Origin of the sequence: Nitrospira tepida (assembly GCF_947241125.1) — a bacterium.
GTDB lineage: Bacteria > Nitrospirota > Nitrospiria > Nitrospirales > Nitrospiraceae > Nitrospira_G > Nitrospira_G tepida.
This window is the reverse complement of sequence record NZ_OX365700.1, coordinates 2,775,405-2,792,972: the sequence shown is the minus strand read 5'-3', so window position 1 is coordinate 2,792,972 and position 17,568 is coordinate 2,775,405. Positions and strand designations below refer to the sequence as shown.

The following is a 17,568-nucleotide window of genomic DNA, read 5'->3' as shown; positions in this document are numbered from 1 at the left end:
CACGCTGTCCGCCTCCGCATGTCGCCGCGGCGGACCACCCGCCAGAACGGCGAACCTCCGGGGATTTTCAACAACGGAGGTTTCGCTATGTCGTCCTTCACACGTGCACAGCAACTTCGGGAGCAGCGCGGGCGCTTGCTCGACGAGGCCCAAGCGCTCCTCAAACGCGAGCCCTTTACCAAGCAGATCGAGGCGCGCTTTGACGGGATTATGGTGGAAGTCGATCGTCTGGCCGCGCAGATTCGAGAAGCGGAACTCGGGGATGCGCTGACCGATGCCGGCCGGCGCGATCCGAAGATGGATCGCATCCTACGCGGGCTGTCCTCACGGCCGGGACTGTCGGAGGATGAGGGGGAACCGGAGGTCCGGGCCTTTTCGAACTTCCTGAAATTCGGGATCAACGGGCTCGATCCAGATGAGCGGGCGATCATGACGAAGCGGCTGCGCCATGATCCCGACATCCGCATGGCGCAAGGGGTGGGCTCTGGCGGCGCAGGCGGGTATGCCGTGCCGGACGCGGCGATGGCGCCCCTGGTGGAAGCGCTGAAACAGATCGGCGGGGTGTTGCCGAACTGCACGATCGTGCCATCCGCGACGGGCGCGGACCTGCCCATCCCAGCGGATAATGAAACGGCCGTCGAGGGCGAGATCATCTCAGAGAACACGCAACACAACGAAGGCGATGTCGTGCTCTCGCAAGTCGTGTTGCAGAGCTTCCTCTATTCCTCGAAGATCGTGCGCGTCTCAATCCAACTCATGGACGATGCCGGCTTTGACTTCGCGGCCTACGTCATGAAGAAGCTCGGGGAGCGCTTGGGGCGGATTACGGCGAAGCACTGGGTGACGGGGGACGGCAGCTCCAAACCGCGCGGGATTGTCACCGCGGCCACGGTGGGCAAGACGGCCGCCAGCGCCACGGCGGTCACCTATGATGAGCTGGTGGACCACATGCACAGCGTCGATCCGCTGTATCGCCAGAACGGCAAGTGGCTCATGAATGACACCACCTTCGGGGCGCTACGGAAACTGAAGGATTCACAGAACCGCCCGCTGTATGGGGACTTGGCCGCCGGCAGCCCGGATTCACTCCTCGGCAAGCCGGTCGTCATTGATCCGAACATGCCGAGCCTGGCCACCGGGAACAAGGCGATTCTGTTCGGTGATCTGTCGGCGTACTATGTCCGGCTGGTGAAAGAACCGCGCGTGTTGCGGCTGGAAGAACGGTATGCCGATTACTTGCAACTGGGCTTCCTGGCGTTCATCCGCGCGGATGGCGACCTGGTGGACGGCGGCGGCGGGGCGGTCAAAGCCTTGCAGATGGCGTAAGCGGCTCGCGGGCCTCCACCGGCGGCTTGGGGGCGGCCACGGCGGCACAAACTTGGCGCGGAGCCCGCGGGACACTCTCGCCGCGCCAAGAGCCCCCACTTTTTCCCGGATGTTCAGGCGCCGGCTCCTCGCGGCCATCGTCAAACACCGGAAGAATCTCGATTAGCCCTTCCCTTTCGGCAACAGCCCTTTCTTCTCCATCCCCTGCAGATGTTCGTCCAGGGCCTCCAAAATGAGGGCCTTGATCGACTTGCCCTCTACTGCGGCGGCAATTTTGGCACGCTTCATAAGCTCTCGCGGGATGTCCCGGAAGATCCAGGACCCGCCTTTTTCTTGATCTGTTTTCTTTGGCATGGTGGCGAAGATAGCACGGTGTCGGCGATGGGTAAATAGCACTTGACAGCATATGATATGCGTACATATCATAAATATCACGATAGGAGATTAGCCATGAAAATGACGCGCCTCGTTGTGCAACTGCCGAAAACCCTCAAGGCCAAGCTCGACGCCGAGCGCAAACGCGGCACGACGGCGGCGGGCCTGATTCGCCACTTACTGGAACAGCACTTCAAAAGCCAACGTGGCGCCTAGCCCGCCACCACGGAGGGAGCCATGCGACGGCGCCGGCCACGCCCGAGACTGCCGAACGGGGTTGAGATCAAGAAGCGCATCCTGGCGGAGGGGCTGGAACTGATCTGGCTCCTCCAACGGCGCCCGAGCAGCCGGGCGCACGTGGAGCAGGTCTTAGGGATCCCGCATCGGGAATTCTATCGCTACCTCCAGGCGCTTCGCCTGTTGAAAGCCCCACTGACGCGGGACCGGAACCGAGAGACCGGAGGGATTGAATACTCACTGCCGGCCTGGTGGCCGTAACCAAGGAGGGGGAATCATGACATGCTCATACCGAGTCGATCCATTTGGAGAGTCCCCAGCGCGCAAGAGGGTCACAGTCCGCCTCAGCACGACGCATAGTACGAGCAGTTACGGCCAACCCGTCATGGTCCTACCCGATGGCGGCGCCTTGGACCTGATGTCCTGGGTTGGCTGCGGGTATCGGATTGAACGCGCGACGGCGAAAGAGCGGGAGGCGGTGGCGCGGATCCTGGGGACGCTGGCGTGTCAGGACTGAGGCCACGACCCACGATCAGGGGGAAGCCCGGCCTTCCCCCTGGTCTTGCTCCAGATCGTGGCTCATATGCGAAATACGGCGTTCCGCCTTCACGGAACCAGGGAAAAACTCTCTGAAAGGAGGAGCGATGGCACGAGCAGGACGAAAAGATCGGGGCTTGCTGTCGAAGCAGGACGCGGCCGGGAAGACGATATGGTACGTGCGGCTCTACCACGATGGCCGAGAGCGGCGGTTCGGAAGCTTCTCGACGAAGACGGCTGCGCGGGATTTCTACGAGAAGGCGAAACAGGAACAAAAGGCCGGGCGCTTCTTTCCTGAGCGATACCAGCACGGCGGCTATCCCTTGATGACAGATCTGATCACGGCGCATGTCGAGACCTCGACCGTGAAGAATCAATGGGCCGAGAAGCACTATGGGGAATGGTGGAAGGCACGGCTACAGGGTCTCCGTGTGAATGCCGTCACCCCTGCCCTCCTGGAAGCGGCACAGCGGGAACTGTTGACCGAAAACCTCGACCCAAAGCACGAAGCGACCCCCGTGACCAGGGCTCCGCAAACCGTGTTGCATTACATGAAGTTTCTTCGGCATGTGCTGAATAAAGCGAAGCGCGATGGGCGGATCGATCGTAATCCGTTTGAGCGGGTGACGCTGGTGAAGATACGGCCAAGCCGGATGCGGTTCTTGACCCCAGAGGAAGAAGCCACACTGCTCGACAAGCTCGGGCCTGATCATGCGCCCTGGGCGCGCTTGGCGATTCTGACCGGCCTTCGCCTTGGGGAACAGATGCGGCTCCGCTGGCGGGATGTGAACCTTGACCTGGGCTTGCTCACGTTACCGGAAACGAAAGCCGGCGGGGTGCAGTACGTGCATCTCCCGGAGGAAGCCCGGCAGATTCTCGCCAACATGAAGGCCATCGCAGAGGCCCGGGCGATTGCTCACCCCAAGCGCGCCTCTCCCTGGGTCTTTCCGTCAGAGAATCCCGCTCGCCCGATGGATCAACGCAACGTCTACTCGCGAATCTTCTGCCCGGCGGTGCGGGACGCGGGATTGCTCGATGTGCGATGGCACGATCTCCGGCATACCTTCGCCAGCCGGTTGGCGATGGCGGGCCACAATGAAGGCACCATCGCGGCCTTGCTGCGCCACTCCTCGACGGCCCTGGTGAAGCGCTACGCCCATCTCAGTCAAGCGCATCTCAAGGCCGCGGTGGAAACGGTTGGCCGCTTCGGATTGTTCTCCCCGACTCCCTCACAACCGAGTGCAGATCGATTGCTTTCTGGAACCGTGACTGAAACCGGAACGGAGGTCAGAGAGAGTGAAGAGAGGGTAACGGAACCGGTTGAAAAATTGGAGCGGGCGATGGGATTTGAACCCACGACAACTAGCTTGGGAAGCTAGGACTCTACCACTGAGCTACGCCCGCTCGCTTCGGTTTGTCGCGCACTTACAATTTCGGCTCCTACCGCCACAGGCTCAGGTGTTATTACAGTGTTAGCCTGGAACACGGCAAGCTTTGAAACGGCTCGGTGCAGGTCTTCCGGCTGAATGGTGTTGTACCGCCGATGCATCCGCTCGGACTTGTGGCCGACGATCTTCATAGCCGTGGCCGTGTCTACCCCTGCCCGCCTGAGGTTCGTGCTCGCCGTGTGGCGAAAATCGTGAATCCGAAGCCCGACGATTCCCGCTCGACGGCAAGCCGCATTGAACGCCGTATTGAGTCGAGAAATCAGCCTCTCTTTATACAGGAAAACTCGTTGCGTGTCGAGTCGGCGTTCCTTCCAGCACTCCTTAAACACTTCGTACACCTCCTCTGTCATGGGAACCATGCGGCTTTCCCCATTCTTGGTGTCTCGAAGTGTAACCTCCCTCCGTTTCATGTCTACGTCCGACCATTCGAGCTTCAGCAGTTCTCCCTTTCGAGGACCGACCGCATAGGCCACCGTGAGGACTCGGCGCAGATGCGGCGCTGCCGCTTCCTTCAACCGAAGCCATTCGTCCGTGCTGGCGATCCTGTCCCGCTCGTTCTTCGGGTCTGGCTTCTTCACGTGGCTCGCCGGATTGTCCAGGATCACCTTGAAACGCGGACTGCGCGCCACATTCAGCATGTGAGTTAACGCCGTATGGTCATGGTTGATCGTCTGCAAGGAGACCGGACGCGGGGCATCCTCGCGCTTCCAACCACACGCAGGGCAGACCTCCTGCCCGACAAACCGCCTCTCTTTTCGTTTCTTGCATTCAGGACATTGAATCCGCCTGTACTGGACTCGTTGCGCCCGATACGCAGCAACCTCCTCCGGGGTGATCGCGGCCAACGGTTTGTCCCTGAAGAACTTCACCAGATTCCCCACATACAACTTGCGAAGGGGGTAACTCTTCAGCTTCTTCACTTCCTCAAGGTTCAAATAAATCTCCGCCCACTGCCGAAACGTCATGGCTTCGGCACGGGCCACCGCCGGACTAGGTATCTGGCCGGACAGGAGGCGTGTCTTAATGATGGCCTCTTGATCCTTAGCATAGCGCCGGTTCAGCGTTCCCACCTTCCACCGTTTCAACTTGCCTGTGCCCGGTGGCGCTAGCTTGAGCACCTTGCCATCATCCAGTACAGGGAACTCGACATAGTAACTGTCCTTCCGTTTGGTCAGTCCCATTGGACTACCCCTCCTTTCGCTGAGTTAATGCGGTTTACTGAAACCTTACTCCGATGATCTTGAATCGGCCCCCTTGAGGTTGGTCAAAAGAAACTTTAGTAGCTTAGTTGCTTGGTCTACCTGGTCATATTCATAGTTCCAGACAAATGGTCCAAGACCTTTTACAACGTATTGTCTTCGCCATTTCTCAAAGGCGCTGACCGCATTGCTAACTGCCTTATCCTTTCGCTGGACGCTGTACCTCTGAGCCATACTTGCCCCCTTCCTTGTGATTGTTGAATTGGGAAATGGCCTGCCTCTTTCACCTATCAGATCAGCGATCGATACGTTCAGGGCCTTCGCCAACTCACGGAGCGTAGAGAGCCTCGGATCAAAGGCACCTAGCTCCACTCTCTGTAGTGTGGAAAGGGCAATTCCCGTCTCCAGACTGAGACGGCGAAGGCTTACGTCTTGTCTCTGTCGTATCTCTCTGAGCCGTAACACGACGATAGTCTACTGTACCCATAAGTGGGTACACACGTCAAGTTTGCAATTTGTTGGGCATCGGCATCACGGTATGCTGTTTGATCCATTTGTCCAACAGGTCAAGATCGAACTTGACCAACCGGCCCACCTTCACGAATGGTATCCGCCGCTGACTGACCATCGTGTAGAGGGTATGGGGTGACAGGCCCGTGTATTGAGCCGCCTCTTTTATGTTGATTAAATGCTGCATAGCTCAATACCTTTTGCCTCCTGGTTTGTTTGGGGTATCTGATTTGGTCGTTTACCCATCCGGTAGGGCCATAACGGACAGGTGATAATACGGCACTCACGGATTTCCTTGGGTTGATGGCATGTACAGTCCATGCACTTGGCTCTTATGGCCTTAATAGGCGTTAGACGCTCCATAAAATACCTCCAGAAATAAAAAACCCCAGGGCTAGCTCACGATTCCCGTGAGAAACCCAGGGGTCTGTAGGTTAACCTAGGGAAGCTATTAGCCTGTCCTAGTCTCTATTGTTTAGATTCGTTAGTACCCTCGTATTTAGGAAACAAGAGCCTCGCACTCGCTCCGCTTCAGGCTACGCTCGTGCTCGGAATTGGCCCCCGTTCACGTGGACAGTGTTCTCCCGTGTATTTCCAGTCTCGCCGCCTCGGTGGTCTTTGGCCCGGCGGTCCACAAAAGACCGCCGCCACCGCCGACTTATATAAGTAAGGCGGTTTGGCGGATCAGTTTGTGACACTGGCAACCTCCTGTTGAGTCGCTATACGGTAGGCTCCGTGCACCGGCTGGGTAACTCTGCCAGTCTCTCTAAGCCTCCTAAGGGCTTTCTCGCATCTATCGCTTGATACACGATGTGCCGTGTCTAGATTCTGCCGGATCTGTGCAGTCGTCGCCTGCTGATCTTGCTGATCCCTCAGATACTCCTCTATCCAGTTGGCCACCTCCTCAACCCGGCTCTGTGGCACTACTAGAGCACCGCCTTGGCCCTCAAATCGCATTGAAGCCGGTGTTTCCGGCCCTGTGTCATGTAGGGAAACATAAAACGGTGATGCCTCAGGTGTATTGCGAGCTCTAACGCATGTCACACAGACCTTATTGGCTTGTAGTTTTTCTACTGCAAAGGCTGAGTCTGACCCTCCCAACACATCAGTGCTACCGCTAGCTCTATAAACGGACTCATTGGCACCATGCATTGAAGGCTTTTTCATGTGGTGGGTGATAATTAGACTCCTCCCTTCTTTCCTGAGCAAATCAACGCATCTCCAGAAGGCTCCTACTTCATCGGCGTTGTTCTCACTCCCATGTAGAACCCTTCTCATGGTCTCAATGATCACTACCTCCGGGCTAAACCCGTGAGTAGCGAGCCCAGCTAAGAGGGTTGTCCCCACACTCTCATCGGTGAACCTCACCCCACAAAGGGTCAGTGCCTTGAAGGGCAAGGAGTCCGTCTCTAGGTCTGACCCTTCGATCAGCCTCTTTACTCGTCGAATTAATGTGCGTGGGCTCATTTCCTCGTCTATGTAGAGAACCCTCTTCCTTTCTGGAATCTCGAAATGTCCCAGCCAGGGAGTCCCAGCAGCGATATGTAAGCCCAGGTCGAGCATCAACCATGACTTCAGTGACCCAGGCTCACCATAGACCAGTACTCGGTCACCCTTCGCTATGAGCCGATCAACCACCCAATCTACCGCTGGTAGCTCACCGTCAATGATCGTTTGAACGTCTAGCAGACTTGCTCCTATTGTCACTGCACTTAGAATCGGCATGTTCGATCTCCTTGCTTATTGTTCAATAGTGTGGTCACTGTGTAATCCCATCGCCATCTGTTCGTACTGTCTCTCCTATACCTGGCTAGACCTATCCCTATATGGGTGAAGTCCTGTATACAGAGGGCATAGAAATAGACCGTGTTACTACTCGCCCTATGGATTCCTGTTATGTGCATACATCCTCCCTATGGTTAATGAGTGAAGTTGACCGTCCCTACACAAAAAAAAAGGGACGCCTATAACAAAGAGGGCCTCCTCCCTAGGTGGGGAGAGGCCCTCGAAGTAACGAATGCACTGCTATGGAGCTATAGATATATAGGGAGTATGTATATAGGGAGGACGAGGACTGATACTGTGGAGAGGTAGCTGCTACCTAGTGAGTAGGTAGACAGAGTACGTTTAGCGGCACTCAGGACACACAAAGCCTACGCGAGCATTCCCCACACCCATATTGCATTCAGCGCTCAACCGCGCCTCAGACTTCTTTCCGACTGTCAAACCGGCAAAATGACACGTAGGTGTTTTATTGCCATCGTGATTCCAGCTAATCATGGGCCATGCCCATTGTCAAGAGCGCAACGGCCAATTGGAAAAAATTTTTCCTTTTCCATGGTTCACTTATTCGCGTGTTGCAAATCCTCTCCGGCTGATGTCTTGAAAGCAAATCCTGGGTTTGCCAGGCTGGCGCTATTTCGTTTACTCTTCCAATGGAATAAACGGTTTTTGGCCGTGTTTTTTAACGACCCCTCCCCCACTTTTTTTTCTCGCCGACGGGTTGGAGAATCGCCTGCGTTCGCGGTAGATGGGTGACCCATTTATCGCTGCCGTGGCCACCAATGCGGACGGCCCCCCACCCCTAGACCCCCATTGTCGGAGAGGAAGAGCATCTACCTGCTATGCCCGCCCGCCCTTAAGGGCGGGCGGGAGCATGCTGTTAACACCTGTATAGTAGGACTACTGCTCAATCGCCGCAGGGGCTTTGTAAGAAGGGTATTTATCTAACGCCTTTGTGGGCCTAAAAACAACCGGGTCAGGACGTTAATTTTGTCTAATCTAGCGGGAGTTCCCCATCAGGAAGGATGGGGGTGAGAGCCGGGAGCCGCGAAGCGGCTCATGCGATGCATGAAACAACGGAGACCCCGCCTGTCAGGGCGGGGACCTCTCGCTAAATAGAGACATCTGTAGCTTCCAGCAACCGCCTGCTGATTCTGGCAAAATACCACCATTTCTCACTTTCCGTTCTTGTCATACCTTCTTGCGGGTTCCTAGAATAGCGCCACATCGGGGGCCGGAATTGGGTCAGGGGTTTTACCGTTGAGGGAGGAGGCCACCATGAACATCTTCCTACTTCATGCCCTGCGATTGGTTGTTCTGAGCATCCCACTTTGTTTCTTGCTCGGGTGCGGTGGTGGTGATGGTGGATCGGCATCTGTCAATGCGCAGAATACCACTACCGAGCAACAGATTTTGGACAAACTCAACGTGCTCGAATCCAAGATAGACGGCCTGAACCTTCAGGGAGTCACTCAGAACTGGGACAAGAATTTCCCGAGTGCTTCGCGGTTTACCGTCTTAGCAAACTTTGGGGGAGTAGTAGCGGTAAGAGACAACAACACTGGATTGGTTTGGGAGAAGCAGCCTGTCGCCATCACCCGCTCTTGGGTCGAAGCGATCCGCGATTGTGTTAATAAGAGCGTTGGCAGCACGGTTGGGTGGCGGCTACCCTCGGCAATCGAATTGAAGAGCCTCCAAGACGCCGGGCTACCATCACCTTTTGTGCCAACGAGCACCTTTACAGGGGTCCAGTCATTCCCTTATTGGTCGGCGACTACCGTTGCCGAGAATTCTACGCTCGCATGGCTCGTGGACTTCGCAGGTGGCAACGTGGGCTGGGGAGGGAAAACCGACACCCAACATGTCTGGTGTGTGCGTGGTCCGATGAACGCGGATGCCTATTGAATCTTCAAGCTAGCTTGGTTTCTTACCGAATAGGGACTAACAAGGTCCTGCCCATCCTGGTGGACAAGCTGGCCTCACAGGTCGTCCATATTGGTCCATACCAACCCCAAGGCCGTAGGCATCGGGTTTCACTGTGCTAAAGTGGTCTGGTGGACCGAAACCCGGATCTGGCTGCCATATAAATGGTCTACCCGTGGCGTCGGCATTCATTCCTGGGCCGTACGCGTTGGGTGTGTATGGTCCGAGCAACGCCCTGCCGCCTGGTGTTGGGATGAGTTGTTGAGGTGGCTGAAACACTGAATATTGCTGCTGGTCATTCCGAGTCTGGGAAAAGTCCGATGTTTCGTCTCGCTGGCTCGATTTGATCCCTTGGGCCTCCGGTTCGCCTGTCCACACTTTCGTCTGAAACGGAGTCAACCGAGCGTGTGGACATAGGGCCACTCCAGCCGGTTTCTGCCCTGGCGCTGCTGGCGTTGGGGTAAGTCTCACCGATGTCACTGGCTCGCCTTCGGCGGTAAACTGGAGAGGCTCAGCAGGAATCAAGTGCCCATAAAGTGCCTGGGTCTGCTCACCTGGGATGAGCCACTCAATGGGGAAACCGTGCTGTACCGCATCAACGACACGTGGCATCCGCATCTCGTTCATGACCACATCAGCGGCCAGTTTAGACGCATACGCTCGCTGACGAGCTTGTATGCCAGTCCTAAAATAGTTATCCGCAAATCGCTGTCCCCATGTCATGCCAGTTTCACTAAGGAGGCCAACAAGTTTCTCATAGCCTTTTGAATGCCAGCTTGGTCCCCAGCAGCCACAGCCCGTCGAATGTCCTCAACAGGCCCCATGACTTTCTCGTCGGCATGCCCCGCGCATGGATTCCATGTAGCCTCATCTGCCACAACCGATTCCGAGGCTACCTGCTCTCCGTCAACTGTGGCGCATCCTGAAAGCAAGAGAAGAAGGGGCAGGGCAGGAAGTAGAATTCTCATCGTGCACCCCGCGCTTGGCTGGACGGCTGTATTCTACGACAACAGCGACACCCGTGTCATTGCCGGGCCGATAGGGTTCCCCTTCACTCAGCTTCGACACAAGTTCTCCAGGTAATTTCCGTCCCGATCCCTATGCACCCGAGGCCGGACGGAAATCCAGGCAGGGTCTATCCACCGGAGGTTTCCCGCCGAGTCACCGCCGAGTCCACGCGGACATTGCACATACTAAAGACTACGTAAGCTAATGAAATCTACAGCTTTCTCGTTAAACTGCCCCAAAATCCTTCCAAAATCCTTTTTTATGGCAAATCAGCCCCCTTTCCACCTACCTTTTGCCACCCGCTAAAATTTCCGGGGCCTTTTCCCTGAGCACTGTCAGCCCTGGCACATGGACCACCACCCCCACCCCCGGCACCTGCCCCAAGGGTGCACCCCCTGAGGGGGGCCTGAGCAGCGTGAGTCAGCGGGGTGGCTCAGCGTGAAGCAATCTGGTTGCACGAGGGTTGCAGAGTCGCTTTGGGGAATGACCCCTATCCGGCATGTTCCTACCCGGCATGACCACCAGGACTCATGGAGCCTTCCCGTGGAGCCTGAAACCGTGCTCTCTGTCAGGTGTTATTACGGTGTTAGGAAGACCAACGAAATGGGCAGAAGAGCAGGATGAGGAACCAACGCGGGATGAACAGGCAATGGTGTGTTTCGCCAGGAATGACAAGGGGATTACTCAAGCCAACAACGACTTAAGTAATCCCCCTTTGTCAGCTTGGGAAGCTAGGACTCTACCACTGAGCTACGCCCGCTCGCTTCGGTTTCTTGCGGAGACAGTTAAGGCTCCAAGCGTCCGGCGGTACGGATGCGCCGGATAGGATACTCTTTATACAGGAATGCCAGATTGGTGTCTAGACGGCGCTCTTGCCTCAGAGGGCTTCCTCTCAACACTCACTCCGGGGAAGCGTACCCTGGCAGCTTACTATTCCTCCTGTGACCATGTTCCGAGCCGCTACACGGATGTCGCAAATTGAGCAACCAATCCGCTCAGCGTCATATTCTCCGCGATCACATCGTGTGGGATGAGGACATACTTCCACGGTTTGCCGCCGTTGCCGAGGGCATGGGTGGTGGCGCGGGCGCACCAGGTGACGGCTGCCTCCTTCTTGGCGAGGACTTCAGAGCTGGTCATTTCGTTTCGCGCTTTAGGCTCCAACATGTAGATACAGTCCGTGGTCTCAGCCACAAAGTCAGGCACGTATTCACGCTGGTCCACACCTACCTTGTAGGAAATCTGAAACTGCCCCTGTGCCGGCTTAAACCACTTTTGCGCATCCCGGTCCAGAATCACCGACAGCTTCCTCTCTGAGTCAGACTGAAACTTCTGTTGCTTAAAGAGACATCGCTGAAAGCCTCCAAAGAGAACCTGGGGAATGCAGCTCTTGTCCTCGAAGGTTTCGCGGAAATCGTGAATGGGTTCTCCGTCTTTCGCGGTATAGGCAGGCTTTCTCAGTTTGGTGAAGCCCTTGCTCACTTGCACATCGTAGCCCGTCGCCTTCTCCCATTGATGGTCTTGCATCTGAGCATGGACGAAGGCGGAAAGCGGCTTTTGGTAGTAGATCAGCACATTGCGCGCATCTTCTTCGGAGAGGTAGGAGCGCAGATGCCGGACGAGTTGTCCAGCCAGGTCATAGAGCAGGTCCGCATGTTGATCGTAAGAAATATCGTCGAAATCGATGAGGCCTCGGACCACATAATCCTCCAACCGTTGTTCTGCCTGCAGAGATCCACCGCAGCTCAGCGTCTCCTGTTGATTGGTCCGAAGGTGCTGGATCAAGAGATCTCGCGCAACTGGCTGGTAGTGGATGCCCGAACAATCCAACGTGAACGCATGAAAGCCTGTGGTCACTTCACCTCTTGGCACCACCAGAACGCGGGGAATATCGATCGTCTGTTGCACGACTAGTTCAGCGGTCTTTGCAACGACATCGGCAATGCTCGGTGTCGCGGCCATTCCCGGAAGCGCCTGCTGGCTTGGCGTCACATATTCTTTCACTTCTTCGGCAATCCTGGCTTGGACTTCCGGCTTCAGGAGATAACTGGAGGTCGGCAAGTTCTCGTATTTGTTGATGACCTGATAGGTCGCCTCGGCAATCCTTCGCTCCACCTCGCTGGTGAAGACGGCAGAGTCCGCGGCAGCAATCTGTTCCTCAATCTTTGGCTGAGCCACGACGGTCTTCGTTTTCTGGAGATCCGTCGCCGGATCGAGAATCACCTGGGTCAGCCGGACCAGTGAGTCCGGCCGATTGGCCTCATCCACAATCTCCTGGAAGCGGTCATGCACCACGATGTTGAGCCGATCCACAGTGTTCACCCCGGTGCGTCTGCCGTAGGGAAGGCGGAGGCCGCGTCCGATAGATTGCTCAATAAGGGTGCGCGCATTGGCGGCGCGGAGCGGGACGATGGTGTAGAGATTCCTGACATCCCACCCCTCCTTCAGCATGTTCACATGAATCACAATCTCAGTCGGCTCATCTGAACTCTCAACAGCCAGGAGGCGCTGGACCATCTCATCTTCTTCCACGCCGGTCCTGCTGGAGTCCACCTGAATGACCTTGTCCTTGTACCGGCCTTCAAAGAACTGCGGTGACTGAATCAACTGCAGTTGGTTGGCTGGCATAGGTCGTATCGCGGGCAATGATCAGCATGAAAGGCTTGACCACTCGCTGCCCGGTCTGCCGCGCATAGGTTTCCAGCTCGACCTTGGTGTTCTCATGCAAACGGACTCCATCCTCCAACTTGATCTGCTCAAGTTGAGGCGGGGTAAACTGGCTGGGGTTGAAATTCTTCTGTGTCACCACCGCCGGTTCTTTCACAAAGCCATCGGCCATTGCCTTGGCCAATGGGTAGTCATAGATGACGTTCTTGAATTGCACGGGGCCTTTGCTCGATTCAACAAACGGTGTTGCGGTCAGTTCCAGCCCGAGGACAGGTCTCAACTCATTGATTGCCCGGACACCGGCCGAAGCTCGATACCGATGGGACTCATCCATAAGCAGAACGAGGTCTGAAGTTACCCCCGTTTTTTGGACAGGTCGTGAAGCCAAGAAATTATGGTAGAACGACCGTCGCAAAAACCGGGAGACACCTATGGCCCCAAAACGGAAGACCCATTCGGAGGAGTTCAAAGCGCGGGTGGCAGTGGAGGCGATCAAGGGGGTGCGGACCCTGAGTGAATTGAGTGCCGTCCATGGTGTGCACCCGACGGTGATTGCCCATTGGAAGCGACAGTTGCTAGACGGGGCGCCGGAGGTGTTCCGGCGAGGTCTGGCGGGCACGGGGCGTAGCGAGGAGGTGGTGACGGCCCCGCTGTACCAGGAGATCGGCCGCCTGAAGATGGAGCTGGAGTGGCTGCGAAAAAAGCTCTGAGCGTGCCGCGGGAGACCCGCCGCGGATGGATCCACGCCGACCCGGGTGCCGTGTCGATCGTGCAGCAGTGTGTGGTGGCGGGCCTGGCGCGCTCGACCTACTACTACGAGCCAGTGCCCGAACGGGCCGAGAATCTGACGTTGATGCGGCTGATCGATGAACTGTACTTGCAACGGCCGTTTTACGGAGTGCCCCGGATGACCGATTGGCTGCAGCGATTGGGCCACGTGGTCAACCACAAGCGGGTGGCGCGGCTGATGCGGGTGATGGGGTTGCAAGCGGTGCTGCCGGGCCCGCACACGAGCCGCCGGCAGCCCGCGCATCCGACGTATCCCTATCTGCTGCGGGAGCTGGCGGTGGAGCGGCCGAACCACGTGTGGTGTGCGGACATCACGTATGTGCCGATGCGGCGCGGGTTCCTGTACCTGGTCGCGGTGCTGGACTGGTACAGCCGCTACGTGCTGGCGTGGGCGCTCTCCAACACGCTGGACGCGCTGTTCTGCCTGGAAGCGTTGGAGAACGCGTTGGGGAGCGGGCAGCCGGAGATCTTCAACACGGATCAAGGGGCGCAGTTTACAAGCGACGAGTTCACGGGGCGGCTGGAGGGCGCGGGCGTCCGCATCAGCATGGACGGGCGCGGCCGGGCCTTGGACAATATCTTTGTGGAACGGCTGTGGCGGAGCGTGAAGTACGAGGAGATCTACCTGCGGGACGACGCCGACGGAGCCGAGGCCTGGGCCGGGTTGCAGCGGTATTTTCTGTTCTACAACACCGAACGACGGCACCAGAGCTTGGGCCGACGGACCCCGGCCGAGGTGCATTTTGGCTGAGTCGAGGGGGCTACTCCGGTATGGACCGACAGGCGATCGCCCCGTATAACCGATCCTGGAGCGAAGTGTTGAAATGCCCCTGCACCCAAACCACGCATTGACGGTTTGTGGCCCGCGCCTCTGGGGAAACAGGAGTCAGAAGAACTCTAAAAGAAAGGAGGGAAGGAGGGAAAGATCCATTAGCTTAATTCAGATGAAAACCTGTCCAAACAATGGGGGGAAGCTCAGTCTTCGAGACTTGCCAAATAATCAAAATAACTCTGGCCAATGTATTCCGACAGTCGTTTAATCCGTGGCGCTTTGCCGCCTCGCACCTCCGAGTTGATCTTCGAGATATTGAAAATGTTGATGTGCACCTCTTGGCCGAAGCCAGGTAACGAAGTAAGGCGAGCTGCAACCCCGGACTCATAGTTGTCCCCGGTGATGATCGTAGGTGGCTCTGTGGCAAACTCGGCAATACCGGTGAAGACGTACTTCGGTGTATTCGGTGTAAAGTCGGTCATCAGCTTGATGTAGATGGTCAGGTTCGGTGCCAGCACGAAGAAGTGATTGATTCCGTGAGCGAGATGCAGATAGCTGATGAAGGCGCCCATGAGTCGCGTCTTCCCGACTCCGGTGGCCAAAGCGAAACAGAGCGAAGGGAAGTCGCGCTCGAAATCCGTCACCGTTGGGAACTCGCGGTGGATCACCTCCAGCGCCGAGACCAGGTCGGTTCCCTTCTTCGGCGGCACGATCTCGGTGACCCGGTCCAGGATCTCGAGCGACTGCCGCTGCGGAGGTCGGAGGCTTAGGCGTCCGGCGATGGCATTGACGTGGCGGTTCATGGTGAGACGGCTCAAAAGCGCGCGCCTATTGGGACCGATTCCTAAACTGATGGAGGACCTGCTCAGCCGATTGGCTGAGCAGCGGGAGTTTCGTTTGGACCACGTCCCCGATGACGTGCAGGTCCAACCCAAAATACCCATGAGCGATCACGTCACGGAATCCGGCGGCCTTCGACCAATCCACATCGGGTGTCAGAGTCTTCGCTTCCTCAGGCAGATGCTTCGCGGCTTCTCCAATGATCTCCAGATTGCGGACAACCGCGTCAACAACCATGTCCTGCGAGCGAAACTGCACGAAGGTCAAGCCGTCTGTGTAACGTCGAATTTTCCGTGCACTCTCGACGATGTCCTCAAGGTAGAACAGCCAGTTACGCGACACGAACCAGGTCCTTCTCAACGAGAGGGCCCATGCGCGGCTTCAGGGCATCTTCCGTGACGAGATCGACGGTCGTCCCGAGCAGGGTCTCGAGATAGGCTTTCAGGTCCATGTATTGATCGAACGTCGCGGGGGCCTGAAACTCGACCAGAATGTCCACGTCGCTCCCGCTTCGCATGTCATCCCGGGCGGCCGATCCGAAGATGCCCAGTTTTCTCACGCCAAACTTCACAAGAATGTCTTCTCGCCGGCTGGCTAAGAGGGACAGGATTCGCTCTTTGCTCATGCGTAGTCCTCCAGGGAGCTTGTCTCGGTAGAGAGCGTCGCTCCAAGCCCGAATGTTACGCTACCGCGTATTCGACAGACTTGGGATTCTGCACCCGCTTCGAGGCGTTGAGGATCTCCATACCTACGATGTTCCCATCCTTGTCATAGTCCAGAATGACACCAGGCTTGTCCTCGTCGCTCTCCTCGACTGGGGCATCACTGAATTCGATCGTCAGCACGTCCACTTCTTCGTCATATTTCACCTTCATGGCTTCCTCCAAGTCGGTTCAGGTCGGAGGCATTCCGTCATTCCCGCGCAAGCGGGAATCCAGAGACAAGAGAGGGGGCTCCGCTTGTTTGGACAGAATCTTTCAGTTCTTAAGTGGCGCCTCGCGGTGTTTTGCCTACGCGGCAGTGTGCCGTGCGGGCAGGTTGTCAAAGTACACGCGATCCGGCGTCCGCCCGTCAAGAGCCCGATGGGGTCTCGTCTGGTTATAGAAAGTCAGGTAGCGTCCTAACCCCTGTTGGGCCGTGGTAACGGTCTCGTAGGCGTGGAGATAGACCTCTTCATATTTGAGGCTCCGCCACAGCCGTTCGACGAACACATTGTCGCGCCAACGCCCGGTTCCATCCATACTGATCTGAATGCCGTGGGCTGTCAGAAGCCCGGTGAATTCCTGACTGGTGAACTGACAGCCTTGATCGGTGTTGAAGATCTCCGGGCAACCATACCGGGTGATCGCCTCCCGCACGGCTTCCACGCAGAAGTCCGTCGTCAACGTATTGGACAGCCGCCACGCCAGCACCCGGCGACTGGCCCAGTCCAGGATGGCACAGAGATAGACGAAGCCGCGCTGCATCGGGATGTAGGTGATATCCGCCGCCCACACGTGGTTCGGACGCGTGATCGTGAGCTGGCGCAGCAGATAGGGATAGATCCGGTGGGCGGGATGCCGGTGACTGGTGCGGGGTTTGCGGTAGACTGCCGTGATCCCCATGCGCCGCATCAGCGTCGCCACATGGCGCCGTCCGACTCCATGGCCCTCGCCCCGGAGGACATCCCGGAGCATCCGGGCGCCGGCAAACGGATACTGCAGATGCAGTTCGTCAACCCGGCGCATCAGGGCCAGCGTCTCCGACGACACCGGCACGGGCTGGTAGTAGACCGTGGACCGGGCCAGCTTCAGCAGTTGGCATTGCCGCCCGATTGGTAATTGATGCGTGCGATCGATCATCGCTTTGCGCTCAGCAAGCCCGCCTTGATGAGCGCGCCTTCTAAAAAATCATTCTCCAACGCCAGTTGCCCGATCTTCGCATGAAGCGTCTTGAGATCCGGTGCCTCCGACGACGGTTTCGTCCCGCCAAACACGTCCGCCGCCCGGCCCACCAGGTGCTGCTTCCATTCGGTGATCTGAGTGGGGTGGACGCTGAATTGCTCGGCCAACTCGGCGAGCGTCTTGTCGCCTTTGACCGCGGCCAATGCGACCTGCGCCTTGAAGGTGGCGCCATGATTCCGTCTCGTGCGTTTCATTGCCTCGCTCCTCTCGTC

General features: G+C 57.2%; 16 protein-coding genes, 1 tRNA gene and 2 pseudogenes. 7 read left to right on the top strand and 12 right to left on the bottom strand.

Annotation, left to right across the window (positions count from 1 at the left end; translation table 11 throughout):
- Positions 1 to 87: 87 nt before the first annotated feature.
- A complete protein-coding gene (locus QWI75_RS13245) occupies positions 88 to 1,326 on the top strand; it encodes a phage major capsid protein (RefSeq protein ID WP_289269052.1) in 1,239 nt (412 codons plus the stop codon).
- Between the two features lie 162 nt (positions 1,327 to 1,488).
- On the opposite strand, the gene QWI75_RS13240 is transcribed toward QWI75_RS13245, so the two are convergent.
- Positions 1,489 to 1,614: a hypothetical protein gene (locus QWI75_RS13240; RefSeq protein WP_289269051.1), complete on the bottom strand. Its 126-nt coding sequence runs from the start codon at positions 1,612 to 1,614 to the stop codon at positions 1,489 to 1,491.
- A 162-nt stretch (positions 1,615 to 1,776) separates the two neighbouring features.
- Here QWI75_RS13240 and QWI75_RS13235 point away from each other — a divergent pair, with 162 nt between their 5' ends.
- From QWI75_RS13235 to QWI75_RS22880, 4 genes are all read left to right on the top strand, one after another.
- Positions 1,777 to 1,917 carry a hypothetical protein gene (locus QWI75_RS13235; protein ID WP_289269050.1) on the top strand — a complete coding sequence of 47 codons (141 nt, stop codon included), beginning with the start codon at positions 1,777 to 1,779 and terminating at the stop codon, positions 1,915 to 1,917.
- A gap of 21 nt (positions 1,918 to 1,938) precedes the next feature.
- Positions 1,939 to 2,199 (top strand): hypothetical protein, encoded by a 261-nt coding sequence (locus tag QWI75_RS13230; protein WP_289269049.1) that lies wholly within the window; start codon positions 1,939 to 1,941, stop codon positions 2,197 to 2,199.
- A 16-nt stretch (positions 2,200 to 2,215) separates the two neighbouring features.
- The gene (locus tag QWI75_RS13225; protein WP_289269048.1) at positions 2,216 to 2,455 is read left to right on the top strand and encodes a hypothetical protein; all 240 of its coding nucleotides are present in this window, start codon (positions 2,216 to 2,218) and stop codon (positions 2,453 to 2,455) included.
- 127 nt (positions 2,456 to 2,582) lie between these two features.
- Positions 2,583 to 3,854: a tyrosine-type recombinase/integrase gene (locus QWI75_RS22880; RefSeq protein WP_370693641.1), complete on the top strand. Its 1,272-nt coding sequence runs from the start codon at positions 2,583 to 2,585 to the stop codon at positions 3,852 to 3,854.
- Here the strand turns inward: QWI75_RS22880 and QWI75_RS13220 are convergent.
- The 5 genes from QWI75_RS13220 to QWI75_RS13205 all read right to left on the bottom strand — a co-directional run bounded on the left by QWI75_RS13220 (position 3,805) and on the right by QWI75_RS13205 (position 7,357).
- Positions 3,805 to 3,879, bottom strand: a tRNA-Gly gene (locus QWI75_RS13220). The two genes, QWI75_RS22880 and QWI75_RS13220, sit on opposite strands and share 50 nt — an antisense overlap.
- Positions 3,851 to 5,104 (bottom strand): tyrosine-type recombinase/integrase, encoded by a 1,254-nt coding sequence (locus tag QWI75_RS13215; protein WP_289269047.1) that lies wholly within the window; start codon positions 5,102 to 5,104, stop codon positions 3,851 to 3,853. The genes QWI75_RS13220 and QWI75_RS13215 overlap by 29 nt, the downstream gene beginning before the upstream one ends.
- Before the next feature lie 45 nt (positions 5,105 to 5,149).
- Positions 5,150 to 5,587, bottom strand: coding sequence for a helix-turn-helix domain-containing protein (locus QWI75_RS22875; RefSeq protein WP_370693579.1), 438 nt, complete (start codon positions 5,585 to 5,587; stop codon positions 5,150 to 5,152).
- 37 nt (positions 5,588 to 5,624) lie between these two features.
- Positions 5,625 to 5,819: a helix-turn-helix domain-containing protein gene (locus tag QWI75_RS13210; protein ID WP_289269046.1), complete on the bottom strand. Its 195-nt coding sequence runs from the start codon at positions 5,817 to 5,819 to the stop codon at positions 5,625 to 5,627.
- A 497-nt stretch (positions 5,820 to 6,316) separates the two neighbouring features.
- Positions 6,317 to 7,357 (bottom strand): AAA family ATPase, encoded by a 1,041-nt coding sequence (locus QWI75_RS13205; protein ID WP_289269045.1) that lies wholly within the window; start codon positions 7,355 to 7,357, stop codon positions 6,317 to 6,319.
- 1,335 nt (positions 7,358 to 8,692) lie between these two features.
- On the opposite strand from QWI75_RS13205, the gene QWI75_RS13200 reads away from it, so the two are divergent.
- The gene (locus QWI75_RS13200) at positions 8,693 to 9,319 is read left to right on the top strand and encodes an Lcl C-terminal domain-containing protein (protein WP_289269044.1); all 627 of its coding nucleotides are present in this window, start codon (positions 8,693 to 8,695) and stop codon (positions 9,317 to 9,319) included.
- A gap of 1,986 nt (positions 9,320 to 11,305) precedes the next feature.
- On the opposite strand, the pseudogene QWI75_RS13195 reads toward QWI75_RS13200, so the two are convergent.
- A pseudogene (locus tag QWI75_RS13195) lies at positions 11,306 to 13,412 on the bottom strand (DEAD/DEAH box helicase); the annotation flags it as partial.
- Between the two features lie 31 nt (positions 13,413 to 13,443).
- On the opposite strand from QWI75_RS13195, the gene QWI75_RS13185 reads away from it, so the two are divergent.
- Positions 13,444 to 14,552, top strand: a protein-coding gene (locus QWI75_RS13185; RefSeq protein ID WP_289269041.1) for an IS3 family transposase whose coding sequence is annotated in 2 segments (ribosomal slippage) — positions 13,444 to 13,720 and positions 13,720 to 14,552 — 1,110 coding nt in all. Because the reading frame shifts where the segments join, the coding sequence is not laid out codon by codon here.
- Positions 14,553 to 14,779: 227 nt separating this feature from the next.
- Here QWI75_RS13185 and QWI75_RS13180 read toward each other — a convergent pair.
- From QWI75_RS13180 to QWI75_RS13160, 5 genes and pseudogenes are all read right to left on the bottom strand, one after another.
- Positions 14,780 to 15,376: pseudogene (locus QWI75_RS13180) on the bottom strand (DEAD/DEAH box helicase family protein); the annotation flags it as partial.
- Positions 15,377 to 15,401: 25 nt separating this feature from the next.
- Positions 15,402 to 15,755, bottom strand: a complete 354-nt coding sequence (locus QWI75_RS13175) for a HepT-like ribonuclease domain-containing protein (RefSeq protein WP_289269039.1) — start codon at positions 15,753 to 15,755, stop codon at positions 15,402 to 15,404.
- On the bottom strand, positions 15,745 to 16,038 hold the full coding sequence (locus tag QWI75_RS13170) for a nucleotidyltransferase family protein (protein ID WP_289269038.1): 294 nt from the start codon (positions 16,036 to 16,038) through the stop codon (positions 15,745 to 15,747). The genes QWI75_RS13175 and QWI75_RS13170 overlap by 11 nt, the downstream gene beginning before the upstream one ends.
- Before the next feature lie 55 nt (positions 16,039 to 16,093).
- Entirely contained in the window at positions 16,094 to 16,288 is a 195-nt protein-coding gene (locus tag QWI75_RS13165) for a DUF2283 domain-containing protein (RefSeq protein ID WP_289269037.1), read from the bottom strand.
- A 135-nt stretch (positions 16,289 to 16,423) separates the two neighbouring features.
- Positions 16,424 to 17,550, bottom strand: a protein-coding gene (locus tag QWI75_RS13160) for an IS3 family transposase (protein ID WP_289269036.1) whose coding sequence is annotated in 2 segments (ribosomal slippage) — positions 16,424 to 17,304 and positions 17,304 to 17,550 — 1,128 coding nt in all. Because the reading frame shifts where the segments join, the coding sequence is not laid out codon by codon here.
- Between the last annotated feature and the right edge of the window lie 18 nt (positions 17,551 to 17,568).

What these genes read in the sequence shown, in the direction of transcription:
- QWI75_RS13245 (WP_289269052.1), top strand. Translation starts at nt 88, where the DNA reads ATGTCGTCCTTCACACGTGCACAGCAACTTCGGGAGCAGCGCGGGCGC.
- QWI75_RS13240 (WP_289269051.1), bottom strand. Translation starts at nt 1,614, where the DNA reads ATGAAGCGTGCCAAAATTGCCGCCGCAGTAGAGGGCAAGTCGATCAAG.
- QWI75_RS13235 (WP_289269050.1), top strand. Translation starts at nt 1,777, where the DNA reads ATGAAAATGACGCGCCTCGTTGTGCAACTGCCGAAAACCCTCAAGGCC.
- QWI75_RS13230 (WP_289269049.1), top strand. Translation starts at nt 1,939, where the DNA reads ATGCGACGGCGCCGGCCACGCCCGAGACTGCCGAACGGGGTTGAGATC.
- QWI75_RS13225 (WP_289269048.1), top strand. Translation starts at nt 2,216, where the DNA reads ATGACATGCTCATACCGAGTCGATCCATTTGGAGAGTCCCCAGCGCGC.
- QWI75_RS22880 (WP_370693641.1), top strand. Translation starts at nt 2,583, where the DNA reads ATGGCACGAGCAGGACGAAAAGATCGGGGCTTGCTGTCGAAGCAGGAC.
- QWI75_RS13215 (WP_289269047.1), bottom strand. Translation starts at nt 5,104, where the DNA reads ATGGGACTGACCAAACGGAAGGACAGTTACTATGTCGAGTTCCCTGTA.
- QWI75_RS13210 (WP_289269046.1), bottom strand. Translation starts at nt 5,819, where the DNA reads ATGCAGCATTTAATCAACATAAAAGAGGCGGCTCAATACACGGGCCTG.
- QWI75_RS13205 (WP_289269045.1), bottom strand. Translation starts at nt 7,357, where the DNA reads ATGCCGATTCTAAGTGCAGTGACAATAGGAGCAAGTCTGCTAGACGTT.
- QWI75_RS13200 (WP_289269044.1), top strand. Translation starts at nt 8,693, where the DNA reads ATGAACATCTTCCTACTTCATGCCCTGCGATTGGTTGTTCTGAGCATC.
- QWI75_RS13170 (WP_289269038.1), bottom strand. Translation starts at nt 16,038, where the DNA reads ATGAGCAAAGAGCGAATCCTGTCCCTCTTAGCCAGCCGGCGAGAAGAC.
- QWI75_RS13165 (WP_289269037.1), bottom strand. Translation starts at nt 16,288, where the DNA reads ATGAAGGTGAAATATGACGAAGAAGTGGACGTGCTGACGATCGAATTC.